The organism is Neisseria sp. HMSC078H04, from assembly GCF_001838135.1.
Lineage (GTDB): Bacteria > Pseudomonadota > Gammaproteobacteria > Burkholderiales > Neisseriaceae > Neisseria.
Genome location: NZ_KV835825.1, coordinates 172,526 through 196,284, shown reverse-complemented (window position 1 = coordinate 196,284; position 23,759 = coordinate 172,526). Strand labels below are relative to the sequence as shown.

The 23,759-nt window shown below is 48.6% G+C and carries 24 protein-coding genes; 16 read left to right on the top strand and 8 right to left on the bottom strand.

Annotated features, from left to right (window positions below; translation table 11 throughout):
- The first annotated feature begins 112 nt into the window (after window positions 1-112).
- The 13 genes from HMPREF2560_RS02855 to cysS all read left to right on the top strand — a co-directional run bounded on the left by HMPREF2560_RS02855 (window position 113) and on the right by cysS (window position 9,914).
- The gene (locus HMPREF2560_RS02855; RefSeq protein ID WP_249967602.1) at window positions 113-1,000 is read left to right on the top strand and encodes a hypothetical protein; all 888 of its coding nucleotides are present in this window, start codon (window positions 113-115) and stop codon (window positions 998-1,000) included.
- Window positions 1,001-1,222: 222 nt separating this feature from the next.
- Window positions 1,223-2,023, top strand: a complete 801-nt coding sequence (locus HMPREF2560_RS02850; protein WP_003748015.1) for an ABC transporter ATP-binding protein — start codon at window positions 1,223-1,225, stop codon at window positions 2,021-2,023.
- Between the two features lie 65 nt (window positions 2,024-2,088).
- Entirely contained in the window at window positions 2,089-2,865 is a 777-nt protein-coding gene (gene mlaE, locus HMPREF2560_RS02845; RefSeq protein WP_070504179.1) for a lipid asymmetry maintenance ABC transporter permease subunit MlaE, read from the top strand.
- 49 nt (window positions 2,866-2,914) lie between these two features.
- On the top strand, window positions 2,915-3,409 hold the full coding sequence (gene mlaD, locus HMPREF2560_RS02840; RefSeq protein ID WP_003748012.1) for an outer membrane lipid asymmetry maintenance protein MlaD: 495 nt from the start codon (window positions 2,915-2,917) through the stop codon (window positions 3,407-3,409).
- Window positions 3,410-3,441: 32 nt separating this feature from the next.
- Window positions 3,442-4,032, top strand: coding sequence for an MlaC/ttg2D family ABC transporter substrate-binding protein (locus HMPREF2560_RS02835; protein WP_070873699.1), 591 nt, complete (start codon window positions 3,442-3,444; stop codon window positions 4,030-4,032).
- A 63-nt stretch (window positions 4,033-4,095) separates the two neighbouring features.
- Window positions 4,096-4,374: an STAS domain-containing protein gene (locus HMPREF2560_RS02830; protein WP_070873698.1), complete on the top strand. Its 279-nt coding sequence runs from the start codon at window positions 4,096-4,098 to the stop codon at window positions 4,372-4,374.
- Window positions 4,371-5,198, top strand: coding sequence for an MlaA family lipoprotein (locus HMPREF2560_RS02825; RefSeq protein ID WP_070873697.1), 828 nt, complete (start codon window positions 4,371-4,373; stop codon window positions 5,196-5,198). Before HMPREF2560_RS02830 ends, HMPREF2560_RS02825 begins: the two co-directional genes overlap by 4 nt.
- 114 nt (window positions 5,199-5,312) lie before the next feature.
- Window positions 5,313-5,675, top strand: a complete 363-nt coding sequence (locus tag HMPREF2560_RS02820) for a VacJ (protein WP_070734927.1) — start codon at window positions 5,313-5,315, stop codon at window positions 5,673-5,675.
- Window positions 5,675-6,058: an acyl-CoA thioesterase gene (locus HMPREF2560_RS02815; RefSeq protein WP_070873696.1), complete on the top strand. Its 384-nt coding sequence runs from the start codon at window positions 5,675-5,677 to the stop codon at window positions 6,056-6,058. Before HMPREF2560_RS02820 ends, HMPREF2560_RS02815 begins: the two co-directional genes overlap by 1 nt.
- Window positions 6,055-6,543 carry a peroxiredoxin family protein gene (locus HMPREF2560_RS02810; protein ID WP_070873695.1) on the top strand — a complete coding sequence of 163 codons (489 nt, stop codon included), beginning with the start codon at window positions 6,055-6,057 and terminating at the stop codon, window positions 6,541-6,543. Before HMPREF2560_RS02815 ends, HMPREF2560_RS02810 begins: the two co-directional genes overlap by 4 nt.
- Window positions 6,544-6,686: 143 nt before the next feature.
- A complete protein-coding gene (gene obgE, locus HMPREF2560_RS02805; protein WP_070873694.1) occupies window positions 6,687-7,841 on the top strand; it encodes a GTPase ObgE in 1,155 nt (384 codons plus the stop codon).
- A 75-nt stretch (window positions 7,842-7,916) separates the two neighbouring features.
- Window positions 7,917-8,450 carry a hypothetical protein gene (locus tag HMPREF2560_RS02800; RefSeq protein ID WP_070873693.1) on the top strand — a complete coding sequence of 178 codons (534 nt, stop codon included), beginning with the start codon at window positions 7,917-7,919 and terminating at the stop codon, window positions 8,448-8,450.
- A 42-nt stretch (window positions 8,451-8,492) separates the two neighbouring features.
- Window positions 8,493-9,914: a cysteine--tRNA ligase gene (cysS, locus tag HMPREF2560_RS02795; RefSeq protein ID WP_070829918.1), complete on the top strand. Its 1,422-nt coding sequence runs from the start codon at window positions 8,493-8,495 to the stop codon at window positions 9,912-9,914.
- 112 nt (window positions 9,915-10,026) lie between these two features.
- Here cysS and HMPREF2560_RS02790 read toward each other — a convergent pair whose 3' ends face one another.
- Together HMPREF2560_RS02790 and HMPREF2560_RS02785 are read right to left on the bottom strand one after the other, a co-directional pair.
- Window positions 10,027-10,632, bottom strand: a complete 606-nt coding sequence (locus HMPREF2560_RS02790; protein WP_070606286.1) for a nitroreductase family protein — start codon at window positions 10,630-10,632, stop codon at window positions 10,027-10,029.
- A 15-nt stretch (window positions 10,633-10,647) separates the two neighbouring features.
- Window positions 10,648-11,043 (bottom strand): DoxX family protein, encoded by a 396-nt coding sequence (locus HMPREF2560_RS02785; protein ID WP_070606288.1) that lies wholly within the window; start codon window positions 11,041-11,043, stop codon window positions 10,648-10,650.
- A 128-nt stretch (window positions 11,044-11,171) separates the two neighbouring features.
- Here HMPREF2560_RS02785 and HMPREF2560_RS02780 point away from each other — a divergent pair, with 128 nt between their 5' ends.
- Window positions 11,172-12,062, top strand: a complete 891-nt coding sequence (locus HMPREF2560_RS02780; RefSeq protein WP_070606290.1) for a LysR family transcriptional regulator — start codon at window positions 11,172-11,174, stop codon at window positions 12,060-12,062.
- 57 nt (window positions 12,063-12,119) lie between these two features.
- Here HMPREF2560_RS02780 and HMPREF2560_RS02775 read toward each other — a convergent pair whose 3' ends face one another.
- The 6 genes from HMPREF2560_RS02775 to HMPREF2560_RS02750 form a co-directional block, all read right to left on the bottom strand.
- Window positions 12,120-12,461, bottom strand: coding sequence for a hypothetical protein (locus tag HMPREF2560_RS02775; RefSeq protein WP_003683849.1), 342 nt, complete (start codon window positions 12,459-12,461; stop codon window positions 12,120-12,122).
- 200 nt (window positions 12,462-12,661) lie between these two features.
- Window positions 12,662-14,935, bottom strand: coding sequence for a Tex family protein (locus HMPREF2560_RS02770; RefSeq protein ID WP_070606292.1), 2,274 nt, complete (start codon window positions 14,933-14,935; stop codon window positions 12,662-12,664).
- Between the two features lie 64 nt (window positions 14,936-14,999).
- Entirely contained in the window at window positions 15,000-15,650 is a 651-nt protein-coding gene (locus HMPREF2560_RS02765) for an ABC transporter ATP-binding protein (protein ID WP_036492188.1), read from the bottom strand.
- Window positions 15,647-16,444: an ABC transporter permease gene (locus tag HMPREF2560_RS02760; protein ID WP_004519071.1), complete on the bottom strand. Its 798-nt coding sequence runs from the start codon at window positions 16,442-16,444 to the stop codon at window positions 15,647-15,649. Before HMPREF2560_RS02760 ends, HMPREF2560_RS02765 begins: the two co-directional genes overlap by 4 nt.
- Window positions 16,444-17,613: a capsule biosynthesis protein gene (locus HMPREF2560_RS02755; RefSeq protein WP_036492193.1), complete on the bottom strand. Its 1,170-nt coding sequence runs from the start codon at window positions 17,611-17,613 to the stop codon at window positions 16,444-16,446. The genes HMPREF2560_RS02760 and HMPREF2560_RS02755 overlap by 1 nt, the downstream gene beginning before the upstream one ends.
- Window positions 17,614-17,624: 11 nt before the next feature.
- The gene (locus HMPREF2560_RS02750; protein WP_070873692.1) at window positions 17,625-18,803 is read right to left on the bottom strand and encodes a polysaccharide biosynthesis/export family protein; all 1,179 of its coding nucleotides are present in this window, start codon (window positions 18,801-18,803) and stop codon (window positions 17,625-17,627) included.
- A gap of 118 nt (window positions 18,804-18,921) precedes the next feature.
- Between HMPREF2560_RS02750 and HMPREF2560_RS02745 the strand changes: the two genes are divergently transcribed.
- On the top strand, window positions 18,922-20,025 hold the full coding sequence (locus HMPREF2560_RS02745; protein WP_070873691.1) for a Stealth CR1 domain-containing protein: 1,104 nt from the start codon (window positions 18,922-18,924) through the stop codon (window positions 20,023-20,025).
- 18 nt (window positions 20,026-20,043) lie between these two features.
- Complete coding sequence (locus tag HMPREF2560_RS02740; RefSeq protein WP_070873690.1) at window positions 20,044-23,742, top strand: CDP-glycerol glycerophosphotransferase family protein; 3,699 nt, start codon at window positions 20,044-20,046, stop codon at window positions 23,740-23,742.
- Window positions 23,743-23,759: the final 17 nt, after the last annotated feature.

The window sequence follows — 23,759 nt, the reverse complement described above, 5'->3', positions numbered from 1 at the left end:
CCCTGGTTCAACAAAGGCCGTCTGAAAGAACTTTTATCCTTTCAGACGGCCTTTGACTTACTTTAACACCGCTTCCCGTACAATGGCCCTTTTCCCTTATCTGCCTAAAAACATGAAACCCAACCGCCTTTTGCCCCTCGTCCTCTTATTGACCGCCCTCTCCGCCCATGCCAAAGATTTCATCATCTACGACCGCATGGACTACGTTGGCAAACCCGACCTGACCGCCGACAAACTCTCTAAAGTGTTCTTGGTTTACGAAAGCGAGCTGGTCAAACCCGATCCGACAGGCAAACGCAAACACGGCGTACTCAACGAAGCACGTATCCGCGAATTGGCCAAACAATCGCGCCGCGAAGGCTACCGCACCATTTCCACCGACATCGAAAGCTGGTTTGCCGAAAAAGACGGCCAGCTGCTGACACCCGACGAGTTGAGAACCGACTTCGCGCGGATGTACCAAATCTTCAGAGAAGAAAACCCGCGCGCCTTCATCAGCAACTACGGCATGCCTTCCGAACACCTGCACGGCATCCGCCACTACCGCCCCAACGTTGACAACGAAACCATCTTGGCCAAATGGCGGCAAGTCAGCAAACGCCGTGCGCCCACCGCCGCCATCAGCGACTATGCCAATCCTGTGTTCTACATCACTTCCCCCGATTTGGTGCAATGGGAAAAAGACGTGAAAACCGCCGTTGACGACATCCATCAACGCTTTCCCAACAAAAAAATCATCGGCTACATTTGGCCGCAATATTATTCAGCCACCAACAGCCCTTATTTCAAACAGTTCATCGACCCCGTCCGCTGGCGCAAAATGCTCGAAATCAGCAAAAAATACACCGACGGCGTGATTATCTGGTCGGATAAGCGCGATGAAAACAACCAAATCGTGCGTTGGAACGATCCGCGCATTCAAGCCACGATGAAAGCGACTCAAGCCTTCATCCATGCCAATGCCAAAGAAATCAAGGTGGAAGGTTTGCAGAAATATTAAAAACAAGGCGGGCATATTTACCCGCCTTTTTATTTACCTACACAACTGTCTGTATGTTTGACACAACACGCTGCAAAACGACCGTACCACCAACGCTTCTGCGTTCTTTCACACGTTTTTACCCGTTATTCCTAAGCGCAGGCCGTCTGAAAATTGCCCGAATATCCAATACCCTTTACAATACCCGTAATTAAAATACATTTTTCGACACCCCCCTCCTGCATGAGTTCCACACCCTTCATCGAAATGAAAGACGTTGCCTTCGCATATGGCGACCGTCCGATTCTGAACAACATCAACTTCAGCATTCCACAAGGCAATTTCGCCGCCGTAATGGGTGGTTCGGGCAGCGGTAAAACCACGCTGATGCGCCTGATTACGGGTCAAATCCGCCCGCAATCGGGCAAAGTGCTGATTGAAGGGCGCGATTTGGCCGCATTTTCGGCGCAGGAGCTGTACGAACACCGCCGCCGCATGGGCGTTTTGTTCCAACACGGTGCATTGTTTACCGACTTATCCGTCTTCGACAACATCGCCTTCCCCATGCGCGAGCTGACGGATTTGCCCGAAGCGGTCATCCGCGATTTAGTATTGCTGAAGCTGAATGCAGTCGGTTTGCGCGGCATTGAAAACCTGATGCCTTCCGAGCTTTCCGGCGGTATGTCGCGCCGCGTCGCCCTCGCGCGTACGATTGCGCTCGACCCTGAAATCATGTTGTACGACGAGCCTTTCACCGGCCTCGACCCGATTTCGCTGGGCGTTATCGCCCACCTCATCAGCCGCGCCAACAAAGCCCTGCGCTCCACCAGCGTGATGGTAACGCACGACATCGAAAAATCGCTGGAAATCGTCGATCAAGTCATTTTCTTGGCACACGGCGAAATCATGTTCTCCGGCTCGCCCAAAGAAATGCGCGAACTCGACTCGCCTTGGGTACGCCAGTTCGTCGGCGGTTTGGCAGACGGCCCCGTCGCCTACCGCTATCCGGCGCAAACGACTTTAAAACAAGACTTGCTGGGCTGATGTTCAGACGGCCTGAAACTTAAACCAGGCCGTCTGAAAACCATTTAACCAATCAACTGAAACCTATGAATTTTATCCGTTCCGTCGGGGCAAAAACCCTCGGCTTCATCCAATCGCTGGGCAGCATTACGCTGTTTTTCCTGCAGATCCTGGCCAAATCAGGCACGGCGTTTGCCCGCCCGCGCCTGAGCATCCGCCAGATTTACTTTGCAGGCGTGTTGTCCGTCCTGATTGTCGCCGTCTCCGGCCTGTTTGTCGGCATGGTGTTGGGCTTGCAGGGCTATACGCAGCTGGCAAAATTCAAATCCGCCGATATTTTGGGCTATATGGTTGCCGCTTCCCTGTTGCGCGAATTGGGTCCCGTATTGGCGGCCATTCTGTTTGCCAGCAGCGCGGGCGGTGCCATGACCAGCGAAATCGGTTTGATGAAAACCACCGAGCAGCTTGAAGCGATGAACGTGATGGCGGTCGACCCCGTGGCGCGCGTGGTTGCGCCGCGCTTTTGGGCGGGCGTGTTTTCCATGCCTTTGCTGGCGTCGATTTTCAACGTTGCCGGCATTTACGGCGCGTATTTGGTCGGCGTCGAATGGCTGGGTCTGGACGGCGGTATTTTCTGGTCGCAAATGCAAAACAACATTACCTTCCATTACGACGTACTCAACGGCTTAATCAAATCCGCCGCTTTCGGCGTAGCCGTTACGCTGATCGCCGTACATCAAGGCTTCCACTGCATACCGACTTCCGAAGGTATTTTGCGCGCCAGTACACGCACCGTAGTTTCTTCCGCCCTGACCATCCTCGCCGTCGACTTCATTTTGACCGCATGGATGTTTACCGACTAAAGGCCGTCTGAAACGACACTTAAAAAGAATGAAACAAGGACAATAACACATGAAAAAAAATGCTTTGGAATTTTGGGTAGGACTGTTTGTCTTATTGGGCGCGGCCGCCATCGGCTTTCTAGCCTTCCGCGCTGCCGGCGGACAATCGTTCGGCAAATCCTCTCAAACCTACACCGTCTATGCTGATTTCAGCGACATCGGCGGCTTAAAAACCAACGCGCCGGTCAAATCCGCAGGCGTACTGGTGGGCCGCGTTGCCTCTATTCAGCTCGACCCTAAATCCTATCAGGCAAAAGTCGCCCTCAATCTGGACAGCCAATATCAGTTCAGCAGCGACGTTTCTGCACAAATCCTGACTTCAGGCCTGTTGGGCGAACAATACATCGGTCTGCAGCAAGGCGGCGATACCGACTCTTTGGCGGCCGGCGACACCATTACCGTCACCAGCTCCGCCATGGTTTTGGAAAACCTTATCGGCAAATTCATGACCAGCTTTGCCGAGAAAAACGCAGATGGTGAATCTGCCGGTCAAAACAAACAATAAACACATATCCACTCAATATTCAGGACAATCTCATGAAAAAAACTTCCTTCATCAGCGCATTGAGCATCGGCGTATTAAGCATCAGCATGGCATTTGCCTCTCCTGCCGACGCAGTCAACCAAGTACGTGAAAACTCCGTTCAAGTACTGAAAATCCTCAACAGCGGCGATGCCAATACCGCACGTAAAAAAGCCGAGGCTTACGCCATCCCTTACTTCGACTTCCAACGCATGACTGCTTTGGCCGTCGGCAATCCGTGGCGTACTGCGACTGACGCACAAAAACAAGCGTTGACCAAAGAGTTTCAAACCCTGCTGATCCGCACCTACTCCGGCACCATGCTGAAATTCAAAAACGCCAAAGTCAACATCAAAGACAATCCTGTCGTAAACAAAGGCGGTAAAGAAATCATCGTCCGCGCCGAAATCAACGTTTCCGGCCAAAAACCGGTCAACATGGACTTCACCACCTACCAAAGCGGCAGCAAATACCGCGCATACAATGTTGCAGTCGAAGGCGCAAGCCTGGTTACCGTATACCGCAACCAATTCGGCGAAACCATCAAAGCCAAAGGTATCGACGGCCTGATTGCCGACTTGAAAGCCAAAAACGGCGGTAAATAATCCACCCCCGCACCATGCCGCCTGATGTTCAGACGGCATGGTGCCTTACATCATCAAGACACCATGCAAACAGAAATCCGCAACGGCACGCTCTACATCAGCGGCGACGTTACCGTCAAAACCCTGACCGCCTCCGCCTTTGCGCGCTACGAACAACAATGCCGTCTGAAAGAAACAGACTGTATAGACTTCAGCCAAGTAGGCAAAGCAGATTCAGCCTGCGTTTCCCTGCTGCTCAACGCTCTGCGCCGGACAGACAAAAAACCGACCATTCAAAATATTCCCGATTCCGTCCGCGCACTGGCCGAACTTTACGAAATTAAAGACTGGTTGCAATCATGAAAAAAACCACCGCCTCCCTCTGCCTCATCATCAGCATAGCCTCCGCGCCCGCACTCGCCGAACGTAATCCGGCCGACCCCTACGAAGGCTACAACCGCACCGTTTCCAAGTTCAACGACAAAGCAGACAAATACGTCCTTTCCCCTGTCGCACGAGGCTATCGCAAAGTAACGCCCAAACCGGTGCGTACCGGCGTGAGCAACTTCTTCAACAACCTGCGCGATGTTGTCAGCTTCGGCAGCAACGTGCTGCGCCTCGACGTCAAACGCGCCAGCGAAGACCTCGTCCGCGTCGGCATCAACACCACCTTCGGCCTTGGCGGTTTAATCGACGTAGCCGGTGCAGGCGGTGTGCCCAGCAATAAAAACACCCTCGGCGACACCTTCGCCTCATGGGGCTGGAAAAACAGCAACTACTTCGTCGTCCCCCTGCTCGGCCCGTCCACCGTACGCGACACCGTCGGCAACGCCGTCACCACCGTCTATCCGGTTAAAAACGCCGTCTTCCACACCAGCGCAGGACGCTGGGGCACAACCGGTCTGCAAGCCATCAACACCCGCAAAGAGCTCCTCGACCTGACCGACAGCCTCGAAGGCGCAGCCATCGACAAATACAGCTACACACGCGACCTTTACATGAAAGTCCGCACCCAACAAACTGGCGGCACGCTCCCTCAAAGCGAAGACGACAACATCGACATCGATGACCTGGTGGACAGTAACGCCACTTCCGAACCGGTAGCAGCACCCCAATCTACTCCGGCAGAAATCCCCGATACAGCCAATCCCCAAACCCTGTATCAAACACCATCAGCAAACCCCTGATTGTTCCAAAAAATAAAGGCCGTCTGAAATTCAGACGGCCTTTATCCCCCAAAAGATAGCCAGTCCCCCACCTTTGCTATATCATTCAACTATACAGAAACCAAGGAAAACATCATGTACGAAGTCAACCGCAGCGTCTTCCTGCTTATCCCCCTTGATCCTTTTTGGAACTGGCTGAAATCCCTGCCCGGCAATCACCTTGATGGCCTGACACTTGAAGATATCCAAGCCGATGCCAATTCCTACCTCGTTCGCCCGTGCGAGACTGCCGACGAAGTATGGGACGAAATCGAAGCGCGTTTTGAAGATATTTTTGCTGCCGAATTGGCTGACTGGTGCGAAGACGAAAGCGAATGGCCGGATTTGAATGCTGACATTTTCAACGAATGGTTCGACATCCAACTCTCCACCGTAATTACCGACCTCGAACACGAACCAATCGCACGCGAAGAGTTCCAACCCATCAATCTTAACTGATGAAACTGACCGTCCGCAACTACCACCTCGACGGCTACGGCCACGTCAACAATGCGCGCTATCTCGAATTTCTCGAAGAAGCGCGCTGGACGTTTTTTCAAGAGCATGACCTTCTGTCCGAACTCAAAGGCATCATGCTCGTTGTTGCACGCGTTGATATCCGCTATCGCCGCCCGTCGCTTGAAGGCGATGTTTTAACCTTCACAGGCCGTCTGAAAAACATCGGCACACGCCACATCATCCTCAGCCAAACCGCGACCCTGCCCAACGGCAAAGCCGCCATCGAAGCCGAAGTTACCCTTATGCCCGTCAGCAGCGAAAGCGGCCGCAGCATCAGCGTTCCCAAAACCTTAGCACACGCAATTCAAAACCTCGAATCATGAAAAAAATACTCACACTCCTTGTCGTTGCCACGATTGGTGCGCTTCTTGCCTTTGTCCTTATCCCCAGCAACAAAGCCGCCCCTGATTTTGCCCTGCCCGACCTGCAAGGCAAAACCATTACCAACGCCGATTTGAAAGACAAAGTTACCCTCATTAACTTCTGGTTTCCCTCCTGCCCCGGCTGCGTGAGCGAGATGCCTAAAATCATCAAAACCGCCCAAGATTATCAAGGCAAAAATTTCCAAGTCCTCGGCATTGCCCAGCCCATCGACCCTATTGAGAGCGTCCATCAGTACGTCAAAGAATACGGCCTTCCTTTCACCGTTATGTACGATGCCGACAAAACTGCCGCAAAAGCCTTTGGCACACAGGTTTACCCGACTTCTGTCCTGATTGACAAAAACGGTAACATCCTCAAAACCTACGTTGGTGAACCTAATTTCTCCCAACTCTATCAAGAAATCGACCAAGCCCTCGCCCAATAAATCCAAGGCCGTCTGAAACCATATTTCAGACGGCCTAAAACCGAAATATCCTTTATAATAAGCAACATTTTATCCGTTCAGACACCAAGCTCCTCTATTAACAAAGGCCGTCTGAAACAACCGAATACCCATAAGAGAACATCATGAAATTTATCGACGAAGCAAAAATCGAAGTCGCCGCAGGTAAAGGCGGTAATGGCGCAACCAGTTTCCGCCGCGAAAAATTCGTACCGCGCGGCGGCCCTGACGGCGGCGACGGTGGCAAAGGCGGCAGCGTTTGGGCAGAAGCCGACGAAAACACCAACACCCTCGTCGAATACCGCTTCGTCAAACGCTACCAAGCCAAAAACGGCGAAAAAGGCCACGGCTCCGACCGCTACGGCGCAGGGGCGGACGACATCGTCCTCAAAATGCCCGTCGGCACCCTTATCCGCGACCTCGACACCGACGAAATCGTCGCCGATCTCACCTACCACGGTCAGCGTGTCTGCCTCGCCAAAGGCGGCAAAGGCGGCTTGGGCAATATCCACTTCAAATCCTCCGTCAACCGCGCACCCAAACAATCCACGCCCGGCGAAGAAGGCGAAACCCGTTCCCTGCAACTCGAACTCAAAGTCCTCGCCGATGTCGGCTTATTAGGCATGCCCAACGCCGGTAAATCCACCCTGATTACCGCCGTCTCCGCCGCACGCCCCAAAATCGCCAACTACCCCTTCACCACCCTGCATCCGAACTTAGGCGTCGTGCGCATTGATGAAAACCACAGCTTCGTCATGGCGGACATTCCCGGCCTGATTGAAGGTGCGGCAGAGGGCGCAGGCCTCGGCCATCGTTTCCTCAAACACTTATCACGCACCGGTCTGCTGCTGCACGTCGTCGATTTGGCGCCCTTCGACGAAACCGTCAATCCAGCAGAAGAAGCCCTTGCCATCATCAACGAATTGCGCAAATACGATGAAGAACTTTACGGCAAACCACGCTGGCTCGTGCTGAACAAACTCGACATGCTCGACGAAGAAGAAGCCCAAGCGCGTAGCGCCGCCTTCCTCGAAGCCATCGGCTGGGACTATCCGAAACCAGATGACCGCTTCCAATTCGATATGGAAACTCCGCGCCTCTTCCAAATCAGCGCCCTGACCCACCAAGGCACACAGGAATTGGTACACCAAATCAACCAATACCTGACCGAGAAAAAACGCATTGAAGCTGAAAAAGGCGAAGCGGAGCAAGCAACCGCAAATGTTGAGATTGCCGAGCAACAGCCTAAAACCGATACAGGCGTGTTTAAGCCGGAATAAAAAATTTCAGACGACCTTTGTTTGATAAAGAGGTCGTCTGAATATAATATTGATACAATATTGCGGATATTTCCTATGTATAAGATTCATAAAGATTTTAATTTTCTAAAAAATTTACTAACTGAATTTTTATCTCAGCCTGACTTAATTGAGCGCTTCCAAATCATGAAACAAACAAAAATTTCTGGTTGGGAAACTTGGTTTCAAATTGAACTAGCGATATTTTTACAACAACATGAAAATGTTGCTGAATGGGAGCGTGAATCACGGCATTCTCTAGATAAAAGAAAAAAAGACTACCGAAATAATATATCAATTGATTTTTATATCAGGCAAAAATATGCGCAAGAATCAATCCCCTTAGAAATTAAACAAAATGAAGTTGCTCGAACATGCATTAGAAACATGATTAATGACATCGAGAAATTTAGAAGCATAAGACGTTCAAGTCTAAGAACAGGAAGAGAACCATGGTGTTTGGGCATTCATAACAAAGTAACTGAAAAAACTATTCGAGATTATCTAATCGACTATGAACTTAATTATCTTGAAAACTGTCTTTGGATACATGAGATTCCTGATACAGAATATATGGTTACATTATTTTAATCTCGTCTCTAAATTTCATAAATTATCTATTGAATAGAGCCTATGACCACCATCTACAACACCCTTACCCGCCAAAAAGAACCCTTCACCCCCATCGATCCTAAAAACGTGCGTATGTACGTTTGCGGCATGACTGTTTACGACTATTGCCACTTGGGTCACGCCCGCGTGATGGTCGTGTTCGACATGATTGCCCGCTGGTTGCGCGAGTGCGGCTATCCGCTTACTTATGTGCGCAATATCACTGATATCGACGACAAAATCATCGCCCGTGCGGCTGAAAACGGCGAAACCATCAGCGAACTGACCGCGCGTTTCATTCAGGCTATGCACGAAGATGCCGATGCTTTGGGTGTGTTGCGTCCGGATATTGAGCCGAAGGCGACGGAAAACATCCCGCAAATGATTGCCATGATTGAGACCCTGATTCAAAACGGCAAAGCATACCCTGCCGCAAACGGCGACGTTTATTACGCCGTGCGCGAATTTTCCGCTTACGGACAATTATCGGGCAAATCGTTGGACGACCTGCGTGCTGGCGAGCGCGTGGAAGTGGACGGTTTCAAACGCGATCCGCTTGATTTTGTCTTGTGGAAAGCTGCTAAAGCAGGCGAGCCGGCATGGGAAAGTCCGTGGGGCAACGGCCGTCCGGGTTGGCACATCGAATGCTCTGCCATGAGCGAAAACCTGTTCGGCGATACTTTCGATATTCACGGCGGCGGCGCAGACTTGCAGTTCCCTCATCATGAAAATGAAATCGCTCAAAGCGTCGGTGCCAGCGGTCATACCTGCGGACATGACCACGCGCAAACCCACCACGGTCAAAGCATCGCCAGCCACGTCAAATACTGGCTGCACAACGGCTTCATCCGTGTGGACGGCGAAAAAATGTCCAAATCGTTGGGCAACTTCTTTACCATCCGCGAAGTATTGAAACAATACGACCCGGAAGTCGTGCGCTTCTTCATCCTGCGCGCCCACTACCGCAGCCCGCTGAACTACTCCGACGCGCATTTGGACGACGCAAAAGGTGCGCTGACTCGTCTGTATACCACGTTGAAAAACACTCCTGCGGCTGAGTTTGATTTATCCGAAAACGCCAATGACTACACCCGCCGCTTCTACGCCGCCATGAACGACGATTTCGGCACGGTCGAAGCGGTTGCCGTGTTGTTTGAGCTGGCAGGCGAAGTGAACAAAACCAATGATGCGCACCTCGCCGGCTGCCTGAAAGCCTTGGGCGGCATCATCGGTCTGTTGCAACGCGATCCGATTGAGTTTCTGCAAGGCGGTGCTGTTTCAGACGGCCTATCCAACGAAGAAATCGAAGACTTAATTGTTCGACGCAAACAGGCACGCGCGGATAAAAACTGGGCGGAATCCGACCGTATCCGCGACCTTCTGAACGAACACAAAATCATTCTGGAAGACAATGCCAGTGGTACGACTTGGCGCCGCGGTTGATTTCATGGCATAGATAAAAGGCTGTCTGAAACTGTTTTCAGACGGCCTGTTTAATTTTGGTATTTCAAAAAGGGCGCAAACATTACTCCCTTTGTTTAAAACATCATTTCATTTATGCGCCAAATACTTTCAGACGGCCTTCGATTGGTTGGAAGGCTTTTTCACCGGCTGAAGCCGCGATACCGCCAATCACCATTTGCGCACGCAACAACCAGCTTTCCGGCAAGTTCCATTCTTTGGCAATGGCCGCATCAGGCAGTGGATTGTAGTGTTGCAGATTGGCGCCGATACCGGCAGCCGCCAATGTTGTCCATACAGCATATTGAACCATGGCATTTGCCTGATCCGCCCAGATCGGGAAGTTGGCTGCATAAGATGGTAACTGCTCTTGCAAGCCTTTGACAACATCTTGATCTTCAAAGAACAAAACTGTCGCCGCGCCTGCCTTAAATAAGTTCAGTTTTTGTGCAGTGGCTTCAAACTGCTCGGCAGGAACAACCGCACGCAACGCTTCTTCGACAAAATGCCACACTTTGGCATGTTCTTCGCCAAACAATACAACCACTCGGGCAGATTGCGAATTGAAAGAAGACGGCGTATGCAAAACGGCGTGTTCGATGATTTTGGTTACTTCCTCATTGGACAGAGGCAGGGTGTTGTTCAATGCATAGATAGACCGACGGGTTTCAGCAGCTTGTTGCAAAACAGAATAAGTCATGATCTTTTCCTTAAATTAATCTTTATCTTTACCAAAAACGTTATCCAAAGCCCACGCTCCGCCACCGGCTACTGTCAGATACAAAAACACGAAGCAGAACAAAACGGCAGATTCGCCATAGTTGGCCAATGGGAACAAAACATTACCAGAAGACGCGTGCGCCATAAAGTAGGCGACTGCCATCTGACCGGACAAAACAAACGCGGCCGGACGCGTAAACAGGCCCAATATCAATAAGATACCGCCGACAATTTCCAAAATACCGGCCACCAGCATCAAGCCTTCGGGCGCACCGCCCATAGACATCGGAAAACTGAAAAACTTGGCCGTACCATGCAGCAAAAACAAATACGCCGCAACAATACGCAAGACAGACAATACAACAGGTTGGAATGATTTGAGGGCTGACATCTTAATAATCCTTATTTTAATAGCTACCTGAAAGAGGTAGGGAGCAACTTCAATAAGTGCAGTATAGATAATTCCCAGTAAGAGATATATACTCGAATTATTGATACAACGTTTCCTAATAAGAAATCATGGATACCCTATTCAGCCTGAAAGTTTTCCGCCAAGTGGTTCAAAGCGGCAGTTTTACCCGTGCCGCCGATCAGCTCGACATCTCCACCGCCATGGCCAGCAAACACGTTAGCCATCTGGAAAACACCATTCAAGCCAAGCTCTTACACCGCAACAGCCGCAACCTCCACCTGACCGAAGCAGGCGAAGAATACTACCGTCAATGCAGCTACGCGCTGGATACCTTGGACACCGCTGCCCAAAAAGCGGCAGGCGGCGCTGACACGCCGCAAGGTATGTTGCGCGTTACCATGCCCTTGTGGTTTGCAGGCGGCAATATGAGCGCATGGTTGGCCGAATACCGCCAGCGTTATCCCAAAGTAACGCTCGACCTCGTCCTCGACAACCGCCATATCGATCTCATCGCCGAAGGTTTCGACCTCGCTTTGCGCGTTTCCAAAACCCCCTCCCCTTCGCTGATCGTCAAACCGCTGGCCAAAATCGAGTTCGTCCTGCTTGCTGCCCCCGACTACCTTGCCCGACACGGCACACCCGATACACCCGAAGCCGTCATGCAGCACCAAGCCATCTTGCCTTCCTATACCAGTCAACAAAACTGGGAAATTACCCACCGCCAAACCGGAGAAAAAGCCATTCTCCACCTCTCCCCTGTTATCCGCAGCGACAACACACTGATGATCCGCGAGCTGATTAAAGCAGGTGCAGGCATAGGCTATCAGCCCCTTTGGGCGGTTCAGCAGGAATTGAAGGAGGGCACATTAATCCAACTCCTGCCCGCTTACACCATCTGGACAGATCAACTGAACGCCACCTATGTCGACAGGGCATTTCTCAGTGCGAAAGTGCGCAGCTTTATCGACTTTCTCAATGAAAAAATATCGGAAGGATAAACATCAAGGCCGTCTGAAACACTTTTCAGACGGCCTTTAATCAAAGCAACAATCCAATCAATAATTGGTCGAGCAGAACTGTTCGCGTTTGTCCGCATCGGCGGCATAGCATGTCAAACCCATGCCTGACGCATTGCTGTTGTTCGCTTTCGCACCCGGTTTCTTGTTCACCAAAACCTTACCGTTTTTTCCGATTTCAACGGTCACGCCTTTGCCGTTTTTCAACTTCCATTTCAACACTTGCGCATCGGCACTTTGGCACTTGCTGACTGTACAGCCGCCTTCTGTTGCGACGTTGCCGTTTTTATAAATCACGCACTGTTGCTGGCTGTCAGTACAGGCCGCATATGCAGCAACGGAGAAACAGGAAATCAGCGCGGCAAACAAAACAGGTTTCATGGTTTGAACTCCTAAGGTTGTGATGATGGGTTTGTGATATTTGGAACTATACGCTTATTTGTATGTACCTCCTACAAAATGTATCGGTAACATTCAACGGGCGCAGTACTATATCCATTCCACTAATTATCTCATTCACCCCATACAATAAAGGCCGTCTGAACATCACTTTTCAGACGGCCTTCAATTGGTTTTCTACCTTAACGCTTCAACTTCGCAAACGCATCCGCCATTGCTGAATTGGTTGGGGCTCGCTCGTTGCGTTGGGGTTTGCGGTCGCGGCGTTCTTGATGTCGGGTTTCAGACGGCCTGTTGCTTTTGGCGGCACTGCCTGGTTCATCATCCAAACGCATGGTCAGCGCGATGCGTTTACGCGCAGCATCGACTTCCAGCACTTTCACTTTCACTACGTCGCCGGCTTTCACCACTTCGCGCGGGTCTTGAACAAATTTATTGGACAGGGCGGAGATGTGCACCAAACCGTCTTGATGGACGCCGATATCCACGAACGCGCCGAAGTTGGCGACGTTGGAAACCACGCCTTCGAGTATCATGCCGACTTGCAAATCGCTGATTTCATGTACTCTTTCATTAAATCTAGCAGTTTTAAATTCACCACGCGGGTCACGGCCGGGTTTTTCCAGCTCGGACAAAATATCCAGAATAGTCGGCAGGCCAAAGCGTTCGTCGATGAAGTCGGACGCTTTGATTTGCTTCACGCGCTCGCGGTTGCCAATGAGTTCGGTGGCGGTAATGCCTTGTTGCGCCAGCATTTTGGCGACGACAGGATAGGCTTCGGGGTGGACGGCGCTCGCATCCAGCGGCTCTTTGCCGCCATTAATCCGCAAAAAGCCCGCCGCCTGCTCGAAGGTTTTTTCGCCCAAACGCGGCACTTTCAGCAGTTTTTTGCGGCTGTCGAACGCACCGTTTTCATCGCGGTAGGCAACGATGTTTTGGGCAAGGGTTTGATTCAAACCGGAAATCCGCGCCAAGAGCGGGGCGGAAGCGGTATTCACGTCCACGCCGACGGCGTTCACGCAGTCTTCGACCACCGCGTCCAGCGATTTGGCGAGCTGGCTTTGGTTCACGTCATGCTGATACTGCCCCACGCCGATGGATTTGGGGTCGATTTTGACCAATTCGGCGAGTGGGTCTTGCAGCCTGCGGGCGATGGACACCGCGCCGCGCAGGGAAACGTCCAAGTCGGGAAACTCGCGCGCCGCCAGTTCGGACGCGGAATAAATCGACGCGCCGGCTTCGGACACGACGATTTTGTGCAGCCCCATTTCCGACATTTCACGCACCAGTTCACCCGCGATTTTGTCGGTTTCGCGGCTGGCGGTGCCGTTGCCGATGGCGATGAGCTTCACGCCGTGCTGCTTAATCAGGCGCGACAGTATTGCCAACATATTGTTTTCTTGATGCAAATAGACGATGACGGTATCCAGCAGCTTGCCCGTGTCGTCCACCACGGCGCATTTCACGCCGTTGCGGTAGCCGGGGTCGAGACCCAAAGTAGTCAGCCGTCCGGCGGGCGCGGCAAGCAGCAAGTCTTTGAGATTGCGGGAAAACACGGTAATCGCGTCAGTGTCGGCGGCTTCTTTCAAACGATTTAGGGCTTCAAGTTCTAACGACAAAAAGATTTTTGCGCGCCAAGTCAGACGTACGGTATCGCGCAGCCATTTGTGGCCGTCTGAAATCTTGAAGCGGCGGGCGATGATTTGTTCGTATTCACTTTGCTGCGTAATCGGCGTGTCGTCGGGTTGGTATTTGAGCGCAATGTTCAAAATGCCTTCGTTGCGGCCGCGCAAAACCGCCAGCGCGCGGTGGCTGGGCATGGCGCGGACGGATTCGCGGTGGTCGAAATAATCGCTGAATTTTTCGCCTTCAGTTTCTTTGCCTTCAACGACTTGCGCGTGGATTTCGGCTTCGTTCCACAGCTTGTCGCGCAGCGTGCCGATGAGTTCCGCGTCTTCGGCAAACTGTTCCATCAGAATCGCGCGTGCGCCGTCCAGCGCGGCTTTGGCGTCGGGGACGTTTTCGTTCAGGTAGCCTTGCGCGGCGGCTTCAAGATCCTGTGGCTGCTCGGCAAGCAACACGTCCGCCAGCGGCTGCAAACCGTATTCGCGCGCGATTTGCGCTTTGGTGCGGCGCTTGGGTTTGTAGGGCAAATACAGGTCTTCCAGCGCGGTTTTATTGTCGGCGGCTTCGATTTGCGCTTTGAGGTCGTCTGAAAGTTTGCCTTGCTCTTCAATGCTTTTTAAAACAACAGCTTTGCGATCTTCCAACTCGCGCAGGTATTGCAGCCGCTCGGCAAGCTGGCGCAGTTGCGTATCGTCCAGCCCGCCTGTAGCTTCCTTGCGGTAACGTGCAATAAACGGCACAGTTGCGCCGTCGTCCAAAAGCTCAATGGCGGCATTGATTTGCGCGGTAGTGGCGGAGAGTTCTTGGGAAAGAATGTGAGTAATGTTCATCAATAGAATTCCAACGGACAGGCCGTCTGAAATTTCAGACGGCCTGATTTAAAAAACAATCGCTTTAAGGCAGCGAATTATAATATTCGTAGGCTTTGTCCATATCTTCAAACTGGTGCATATGCCCTTTTTCCAGCACCATCGCATTATCGCAATATTGCTTCATGGCGCTGTGGCTGTGCGACACCAAAATGATGGAACGGTCTTTGCGCTTTTCAAACAACTCGTACTTACATTTATCGGCAAAGCGCGAGTCGCCAACCGCAATCACTTCGTCAATCAGATAGCAATCAAACTCTACCGCCAACGACAAAGCAAATGCCAAACGCGCCTTCATACCTGAAGAATAACGCTTAACCGGCTCGTAAAGATATTGCCCTAGCTCGGAAAACTCTTCGGTAAAGTTCTTCACATAATCGATATCGACATTGTAAATCCGGCAGATGAAACGCAAATTGTCCATACCGGTCAGGCTGCCTTGAAACGCACCGGAGAATGCCAAAGGCCAAGAAATACTCATCGTCCGCTTGATTTCACCCGTGGTCGGCGGCTCAACGCCACTGATCAAACGGATGAGCGTCGATTTACCTGCACCGTTGCGGCCGAGAATACCGATTTTCTCGCCCTTCTCCATTTTGAAGTTGATATCGTGCAAGACTGTCCGCCAACCTTGGCGGGTCAGATAGCGTTTGGAAACGTGTTCAACTGAAATCATTGCGGCTCAACCCCTTTGCTGAATCTCGCCACCATCGCCAAACCAAGCAGCAGCAAAACTAAATTACACAACAAAATATACCAAGGATTTTCGTAAGTCGTAACGCTGTTACCAAAATATCCGGCACGGAACATTTCTGTACCATGCACCATCGGAAGCATCAGCACATAGTGTTGCAACTGCTGAGGCAGGTTGTGTACGAAGAAAAACACGCCGGACAAAGGCATCATCACAAAACTGATGGTACTCCAAACTTTGCCAAACGGCTCAAAGTGAAACGCCACCGAACAGATGACCAGCCCCAATCCAACGGCAAACATTGCCATCAAAAGCCAAGCCAACAACATATAGAAAATATCTGCCGGTACATCAATCCAGCCGATGACGACCAATGCAGCCATAATCACAACCTGCGCAATGGTGGCACCGGCAATCTCCAACAACATACGCGCAAAAATGGTATCTAAAACACGTACATTTCGGTGATACAGCAGGCTTGTGTTGGCCGCAATCGAACCGATGGCGCGATTAGAGGCATTACGCCACATCATCATCATCGGATAGCCTGTCAGCGTGAAAGCCACGATATTCAAAGCCGACACGTTGTGCATGCGGAAAAACTTCCACATCAACACCATAACCAAAGTCAGCAGCAAAGGTTCGACAAATAACCACAAAAAACCAATGTTATTACGACCGTAGCGAGTAATAATTTCACGCATTAAGAGCGCGCCGATTACCCTTTTTTGGATAAGCAGCGACTCCAAAAACGATGTTTTATGTAGCTCTTTCATCAGTTTTTATGCTCACGGATACTTGCAGACAGCAACACGGCAATGCCATAGACAATCAAACCGATGACAAACGTTGCCACAATGTTGTACAGACGGTTTGGTTCATGCGCCAAGTCAGGTTTGTTCGGCTGGGAAATCACTTCCAAATACAATTGCTGACGATCTGCTTCCGCTTTCGCACTTTCCAAAGAAGTCATCGCTGCAGCCAATTGTTTCTCAGCCAATTCGTTTTCCAAATACACGCGCTGATATTCCGCCGCCTGATTGGACAACGAACCCTCGCCACCGCCGGAAATCGCTTTCATTTGTTGCGAGATTTCTTTACGCAAGCTCTTTTCACGCGCAATCAAACCTGGAATTTGCGGGTTTTCAGGCGTAACGGCTTTTACCTGGTCAAGCTGAGTTTGAATGACAATCAACTCGTCCTGCAATTTGGATACCAAACCCATTTGCACATCGGATTGCGCCTTCAAGTCAAAAATACCGTTGGACACACGGAATTTTGTCAATTGAGCCGAAGCTTCTTTAACTTTCTCTTCAGCCGAATTGACCACTTCCTGAGCATAACGAATCGTATCCTGACGCGCACGTTCGTTCAGCTGGTTGATCAATACCTCACCCTGTTTGAGCAAAGCATCATTGATCTTTTGAGATTCACCGGCATTGAAAGATGTAACGCTCAAATTGGAAATGCCTGAGACAGAGTCAAAATGGATGGATACCTTATCGCGGTAGTATTGATAAAACGCCTCATCCTCGCCACGCAGGCCAAAACCATTAAAACGGCTGAAAATATCGCCTTCTTTTTCATAAAAATCACGAACGGGCATTTTCTTACGCAACGCGTCCAAAGCCGAACGCGACTGCATATATTCCTGCACGGTATAAATATCGTCTTGCGCACGAGAGAAACCAGACCCCTGCAAAATAGCGCCCAAGCCGTTCAAAGACGATTGGCTTTTAGGAGAACGCACCACAAAGCTGGACTGGGATGTGAACTGATCAGAAGCAAATAGTCCGTAATACACACCGGAACACAAAGTCGGCACGATAACCGTTACCCAAAGCAACGGATTAATCTTACGCAACCAAGACTTTTTGGCCTTTTTCTTTTCGGGAGCCGGTTGTTCCGGTTTCACATCCACATTTGCAGAAACTTGCTCAGACATTATTTTCCCCATCAGTTCACTAAATTATTAATACTGTTCGCACCGCTAACCACAGGCGAGAACACAAATGACAAGAACTTGCGTACTTCGGCCATCGGTGCATTCGATACATACACCACGTCCTTATCCTTCACAGGGAAACGCTGCATCCAAAACATAGAATTCGCATCTGCCAGGTTCAAACGGTAGACCACAGGAATCTCCGCACGATCGCCATAACCCTTTTCAACCCATTTAGATTGTTTCTCAGGAGGCAGCTCGGACAAAGGCGCATAACGGAATACAAATACGCCGCGCGCATCTGCACGATAATCCTGCAGACCGCCCATACGTCCCACAGCCTCAGCCAAAGATAAGCCCTTCACAGAGAAACCAATCTGCTGCGTATGACCGACCGCACCCATAGACGTAAACGTGCTTGGATTAGTAATCATTGTGACTACATCACCGCGGCGCAACAAAATATTTTGACGCGGATGCGCCACCAAGTCTTCCAAAGCAATCGTTCTGACAACATTGCCACGTGTCAGCTGTACGTTCGTATCCTGAACATTCGCAGTCGAACCGCCCACGGCAGCCACCGCATCCAACACACGCTCGCCTGCAGCCGTCAAAGGCATACGCACACTGTTACCCGCGCGGATAACCGATACATTCGCCGCATTGTTTTGAACCATGCGCACCATTACCTGCGGCTGGTTCGCCATTTTTTTCAGACGGCCTTTAATAATGTTTTGCACCTGAACCGGTGTTTTACCAAGGACAGACACATCGCCGATAAACGGCACAGAAATCGTACCTGAAGAGCTGACCATCTGTTCAGGCAGCTTCGTTTGCTGCGCATTACCCGAACCGGTAGACGACAAAGCCCCGCCGAACAACACAGCCGGAGGAGCTTCCCAAATCGTAATGTCCAGCACATCGCCTATATTGATAGCCCCTATTGATGATGTACCATCGCCCAACTGAGCAAATGACTGATTAACTTGCGCTTGATATAGTGACTGAGCCACCGCACCATTCACATCAATCAATTCCACCTCCGGCACTTCGGCTGTAGCCTGCTGTTGCCCCAAAGCAACAACATTTCGCGTACTCGGACCAGAATTAGGAAGAGAAGAGCATGCGGCCAACAGGCTGACACACAACAATAACATGCCCCTGCGGGTAAGACATTCTGCTTTCAACATTGATTAAATCTCACTATACTTTTAATTAAGCACGACCATTATAACACCTGATGAAATATTAGGCCGTCTGAAAACCTGACATAAGTATCAAAAACATCACATTACAGCGAATACCGTCATGAGAAAACTTAAAAAACTGATTCGGCAACCAGGTGTATTCTTCCGCGACTATCTCAACAAAAGATACCCTGTCTGCAACGCCGAACAGCGTACAACAGAGTCTGACGAACCGGTCATTATCGACAACACCCTGTATTTAGCCGAACTTGAAAATAGTATCAACCTTCACCCTATTAAAGTTGATGTCGTTTTCACATGGGTAAATAACCAAGATTCCAAATGGCAGCAACGTCGGCGCCAACATAGCCCTACTGCCGAACAAAACGCACTCCACAATAATGACGAAGCCCGTTTCAGCAACCACAACGAACTTTACTATTCACTTCATAGCGTGCGTACCTTCCTGCCGTGGGTCAACCATATCTACATCATTACCGACAACCAACGCCCCGACTGGCTCAATCCTGCCGACTATCCCAATGTCAGCATAATAGATCACAGTCAAATCATTGACCCGCAATACCTGCCCACCTTCAATTCGCATGTAATCGAAGCACACCTGCACAACATTCCCAATCTAAATGAACACTTCATCTATTTTAACGATGATGTATTTGTTGCCCGACCATTACCGAAGGAACATTTTTTTCACGCCAACGGCATTGCCTCTCTTTTTATTGCAGACAAAAGCCTAAAACAAATGTCCGAAAGAGGAACTGACACACCCACTCTTTCCGCCTCAAAAAACTGCATCGCACTATTACAACAGCACTACGACTGCCACATCGACCGTCCGTTAGTACACACCTATATCCCACTAAATAAAAGCAGCTTTCAATTTGCTTGGCAGCACTACCGAACTGAGATTGAAGCCTTTTTATCCAACCGTTTCCGTTCTAACCACGATCTCAATCTTGCCACCTTCCTCGTACCTTGGCTGATGTTTTTAAACAGGAAATCTACAGCAGGTAATGAAATATGTTATTATTTTAATATCCGCTCCAACAAAGCGCCTGCCCAATATATCAAGCTCTTGGAAAATAAAAAAAATGGGCGGCAGCCACACTCTTTTTGTGCCAACGATTTTCACAGCCAGCAACAGATTGAAAACTACCAGGACAAACTGATTCAAATGCTGGAAAATTACTTCAAAACCAAATAAAAATAAAAGGTCAAAAAAATGAACAATAAAAAATTTCGGAAGCTCTTACGAGACCCTAAACTCTTTTTCCGCGACATGTACGCCAAACGCGTAATGAAACTCAAAAAATACCTTCCCTTAAAATACGAAGGTAATAATCAATTTACAATCGTTTCAGCTGTTTATAACGTCGAAAAATACCTTGATGAATACTTTGACAGTATTGTCAAACAAAGCTTGAATTTCAAAAAACACATTCAAATCATTCTAGTAGATGATGGGTCGACCGACCATTCGGCAGAAATCATCAAACGATGGCAAGCCAAGTTTCCCCAAAATATCCATTATTTTTACAAAGAAAATGGCGGCCAGGCCTCGGCACGCAATCTGGGTTTACAACATACACAAACTGAATGGGTAGTATTTACGGACCCTGACGATTATCTTCACCCTGACTACTTCAAATCAGTAGATACTCAAATTAGCCAACATCCGTCGGCAGTAACCGTAGCTACTAACATGAAGTTTTTCTTTGAAAATCAAAATATCATTAAAGACAGTCATCCTCTAAGATTCCGTTTTAACAAAACCCACGTTATTGATGTTGCTAAGCTCGATAAATTTATCAATATGTCTGCTGCCTCAACCTTTTTCAGAGTCAGCCATATTAAAAAACAGAATTTGGTGTTTAACCACAATGTTAAGCCAAACTTTGAAGATGGCAAATTTATTGCAGACTATTTATTAGATTTGCAGGACGCAAAAGCTGTGTTTGACAGAGATGCCGTCTATTTCTATCGCAAACGTGAAAGTGGCACATCCACTTTAGATACTTCTTGGCAAAAAGTAGAAAAGTTTTCTAATGTTTTTGAGTATGGCTTCTTGCCTATGCTTCAAAACTATAAAAACCGCTTAGGGCATGTACCCTCCTCAATACAAAAAACCGCATTATATGATATGGCTTGGTATATCCAACAATTGCTTAATAGACCTGAACGTCTAGATTTGTTGGATACCAAACAAAAATCACATTTTTATGATCTAATGCAGCAGGTTTTTAATTATATTGATCAAAAAAATATTATGGAATTTGGCTTAGCGGGAGTATGGCTATTCCATAAAGTTGGTATGCTTGGAATGTTCAAACAGAGCGAGCCTCCATTCCAAATCGCCTATATTGAAAACATCGATCGTGAACGCAAACAGTTCCTTATCAGCTATTTTACCTATTTTGACCAGCCATATTCTGTGCAAGCCGATGGGCGTGATCTTATTCCTGTCTATGCAAAAAGCGTGGTCAATAAGCTAAATGAACAATTATTTGTTTACGAAAAACGTTTATGGGTTCCCTATGGTGATGTTGTAGACAACGCCAAAATTAATATTCTACTTAACAAAAAAGCAATGCGAATTTCAATTAAAGGTAAAACCTTTATGCACGGCATCGCATTAAATGAACTTATCGGTTTATTTACGCCGTCTGAAAAATACCTTTCAGACGGCAGCTGGCTTTTAATGGATAGGGAAACTAAAGCTGACGACAACGCTGAGCATTTTTATCGTTATATGATGCAGAACCACCCTGAACAAACTTGCTATTTCGTACTCAACAAAACTGCCCCAGACTGGAGCCGTCTCGAACAAGAAGGCTTCAAACTTGTAGAATTCGGCGGTAGTGAATATGAACGACATTTGCGTAAAGCTGAAAAAATCATTTCCAGTCATTTGGAAAAACACATCAACAATTATTTTGGGGATTTATACGAACACAGCAAAAAATTTGTCTTTCTTCAGCACGGAGTAACCAAAGACAATCTTTCTGCATGGACAAATAGCAAACAAAACCTACACTGTTTCATTACCACTACTGAGCCAGAAAGTCGCTCGATTAAGGCTGACTTCAATACCTACAAGCTGACCGAAAAAGAAGTAGCACTAACTGGATTTCCACGCTACGACTCCTTACTATCAAAAAATAAGCCCGACAGTCGCAAGATCCTGATTATGCCAACTTGGCGCAATAACATTGTCGGTCAAAATATCGGTACAGGTAGCAATACTCGTACGCTCAACAGTGCTTTTATGGAAACTGACTATGCCCGTTACTGGCAGGCTCTGCTTCACGACCAGCGCCTGAAGGAAATGGTAGAAACCTACGGCTACGAAGTAATTTTTGCACCACACCCAAATATCGAGCCCTATTTGGAAGTAATGAATGTCCCTACCTATATAAAAATCTGGAGTGGACTGCGTGAAACTGAAAGTATTCAGTATCTTTTCGGACGTTGCGCCGTATTGATTACCGACTACTCATCAGTAGCATTTGACATGGCCTATCTGAATAAAGCAATTATTTACTATCAATTTGATAAAGAAGCCTTCTTTTCAGGTACGCACACCTATCAAAAAGGCTATTTCTCTTACGAAACTGATGGATTTGGCCCTATTACCATCAATCAGCATGAAACGCTGGGTGAATTAGAAAACATTTTAAAATCAGGACATGCCAAACCCGAATATCTTGCTCGCATCCGCGATACTTTCCCCTTCCAAGAAGGTGGCAACTGCGAACGTGTGTATCAAGCTATTACTGCTCTTGACCATGCCGAAACCGCTGACAATATGCCGATTTTAATCAATATGATTAAGCAAGCAGAGAATCATCAAGTATGGGACTTGGCTGCAAGCCGTATCCAAACCCTGCTTGATACAGGCCGTCTGAATGCGGAAGAAACAGCTGATTATCGCCATCGTTATCTGAACGCTTTATTTGAGAGCAAACAGTTTGATACTTTGCAAAACCTGTTACCTGATTATCCCGATACCGCTGGTTACTGGCATGCGAAAATAGACTTATATATCGGTAATGCTGTTAAAGGGGCGGAATTTTTTGCTGAAAACGAGCATATAGGAACGCAAAATGATTTACTTATCTCATTGCTTGCAGCCTCATTTCACCAAGCAAAAAGGCCGTATGAAAAACTGTTTTCCCGGATAGGTACAGACTTACCCGACTCATATCAACCTTTGTTGACCGTAGCACAAAAGCTATCGGAGCAGAATTATTTTGTAGCATTGGCTTTACTGAGAATGTATATTGATAGCTTGGATGATCGCCAAAAAGGCTATCTCAAACCCGAGCTGTTGGCTTCTTACCTCTGCATGAAACTTGGCAACTTACAAGGCGCGCATCAGTATTTGGTTGCTTTTGAAAAGCACACAAAAAACGACCCAAGTTGTCGCATTGCCATTGCAAGACTTGCAAAATTACGTGGTGACTCTGAAAAATTATTTACCCAGCTTAACCGTGCCTTTGAAGAAAACTTACTCTTAATTCCTGAAGATTTAACAGTTGATTACCTGAAAAAAATGTACGCTACCGGCAACACTGACGGCGAAGGATATCTATTGGCTCAACTGCGCCAAAAATATCCTGAGAATCCGTCTTTGGCCTTGTATGAAGCTGAAAAACTTGCCCAAAACCAAGATTGGGAGTCTGTCACCAAAATATTGGCTAATTTTGCACAAACCTCACCGGAGACGGTGTATCTTTATACAACCGCTTTATGCCGTCTGAAAAATACCGAAGCAGTCAATCAGGTATTTAAAGGTATTAAGCAACTCAATACTTTTGAGTATTGGAAACTGGCTGCAGAAGTGGCCTATATCAACAGTAATAAAGAATTGTTAACAATATGCTTGACCGAGCAGCTCAATATTTTAAAACGTAACCAATAAACAAACATAGATTTTAA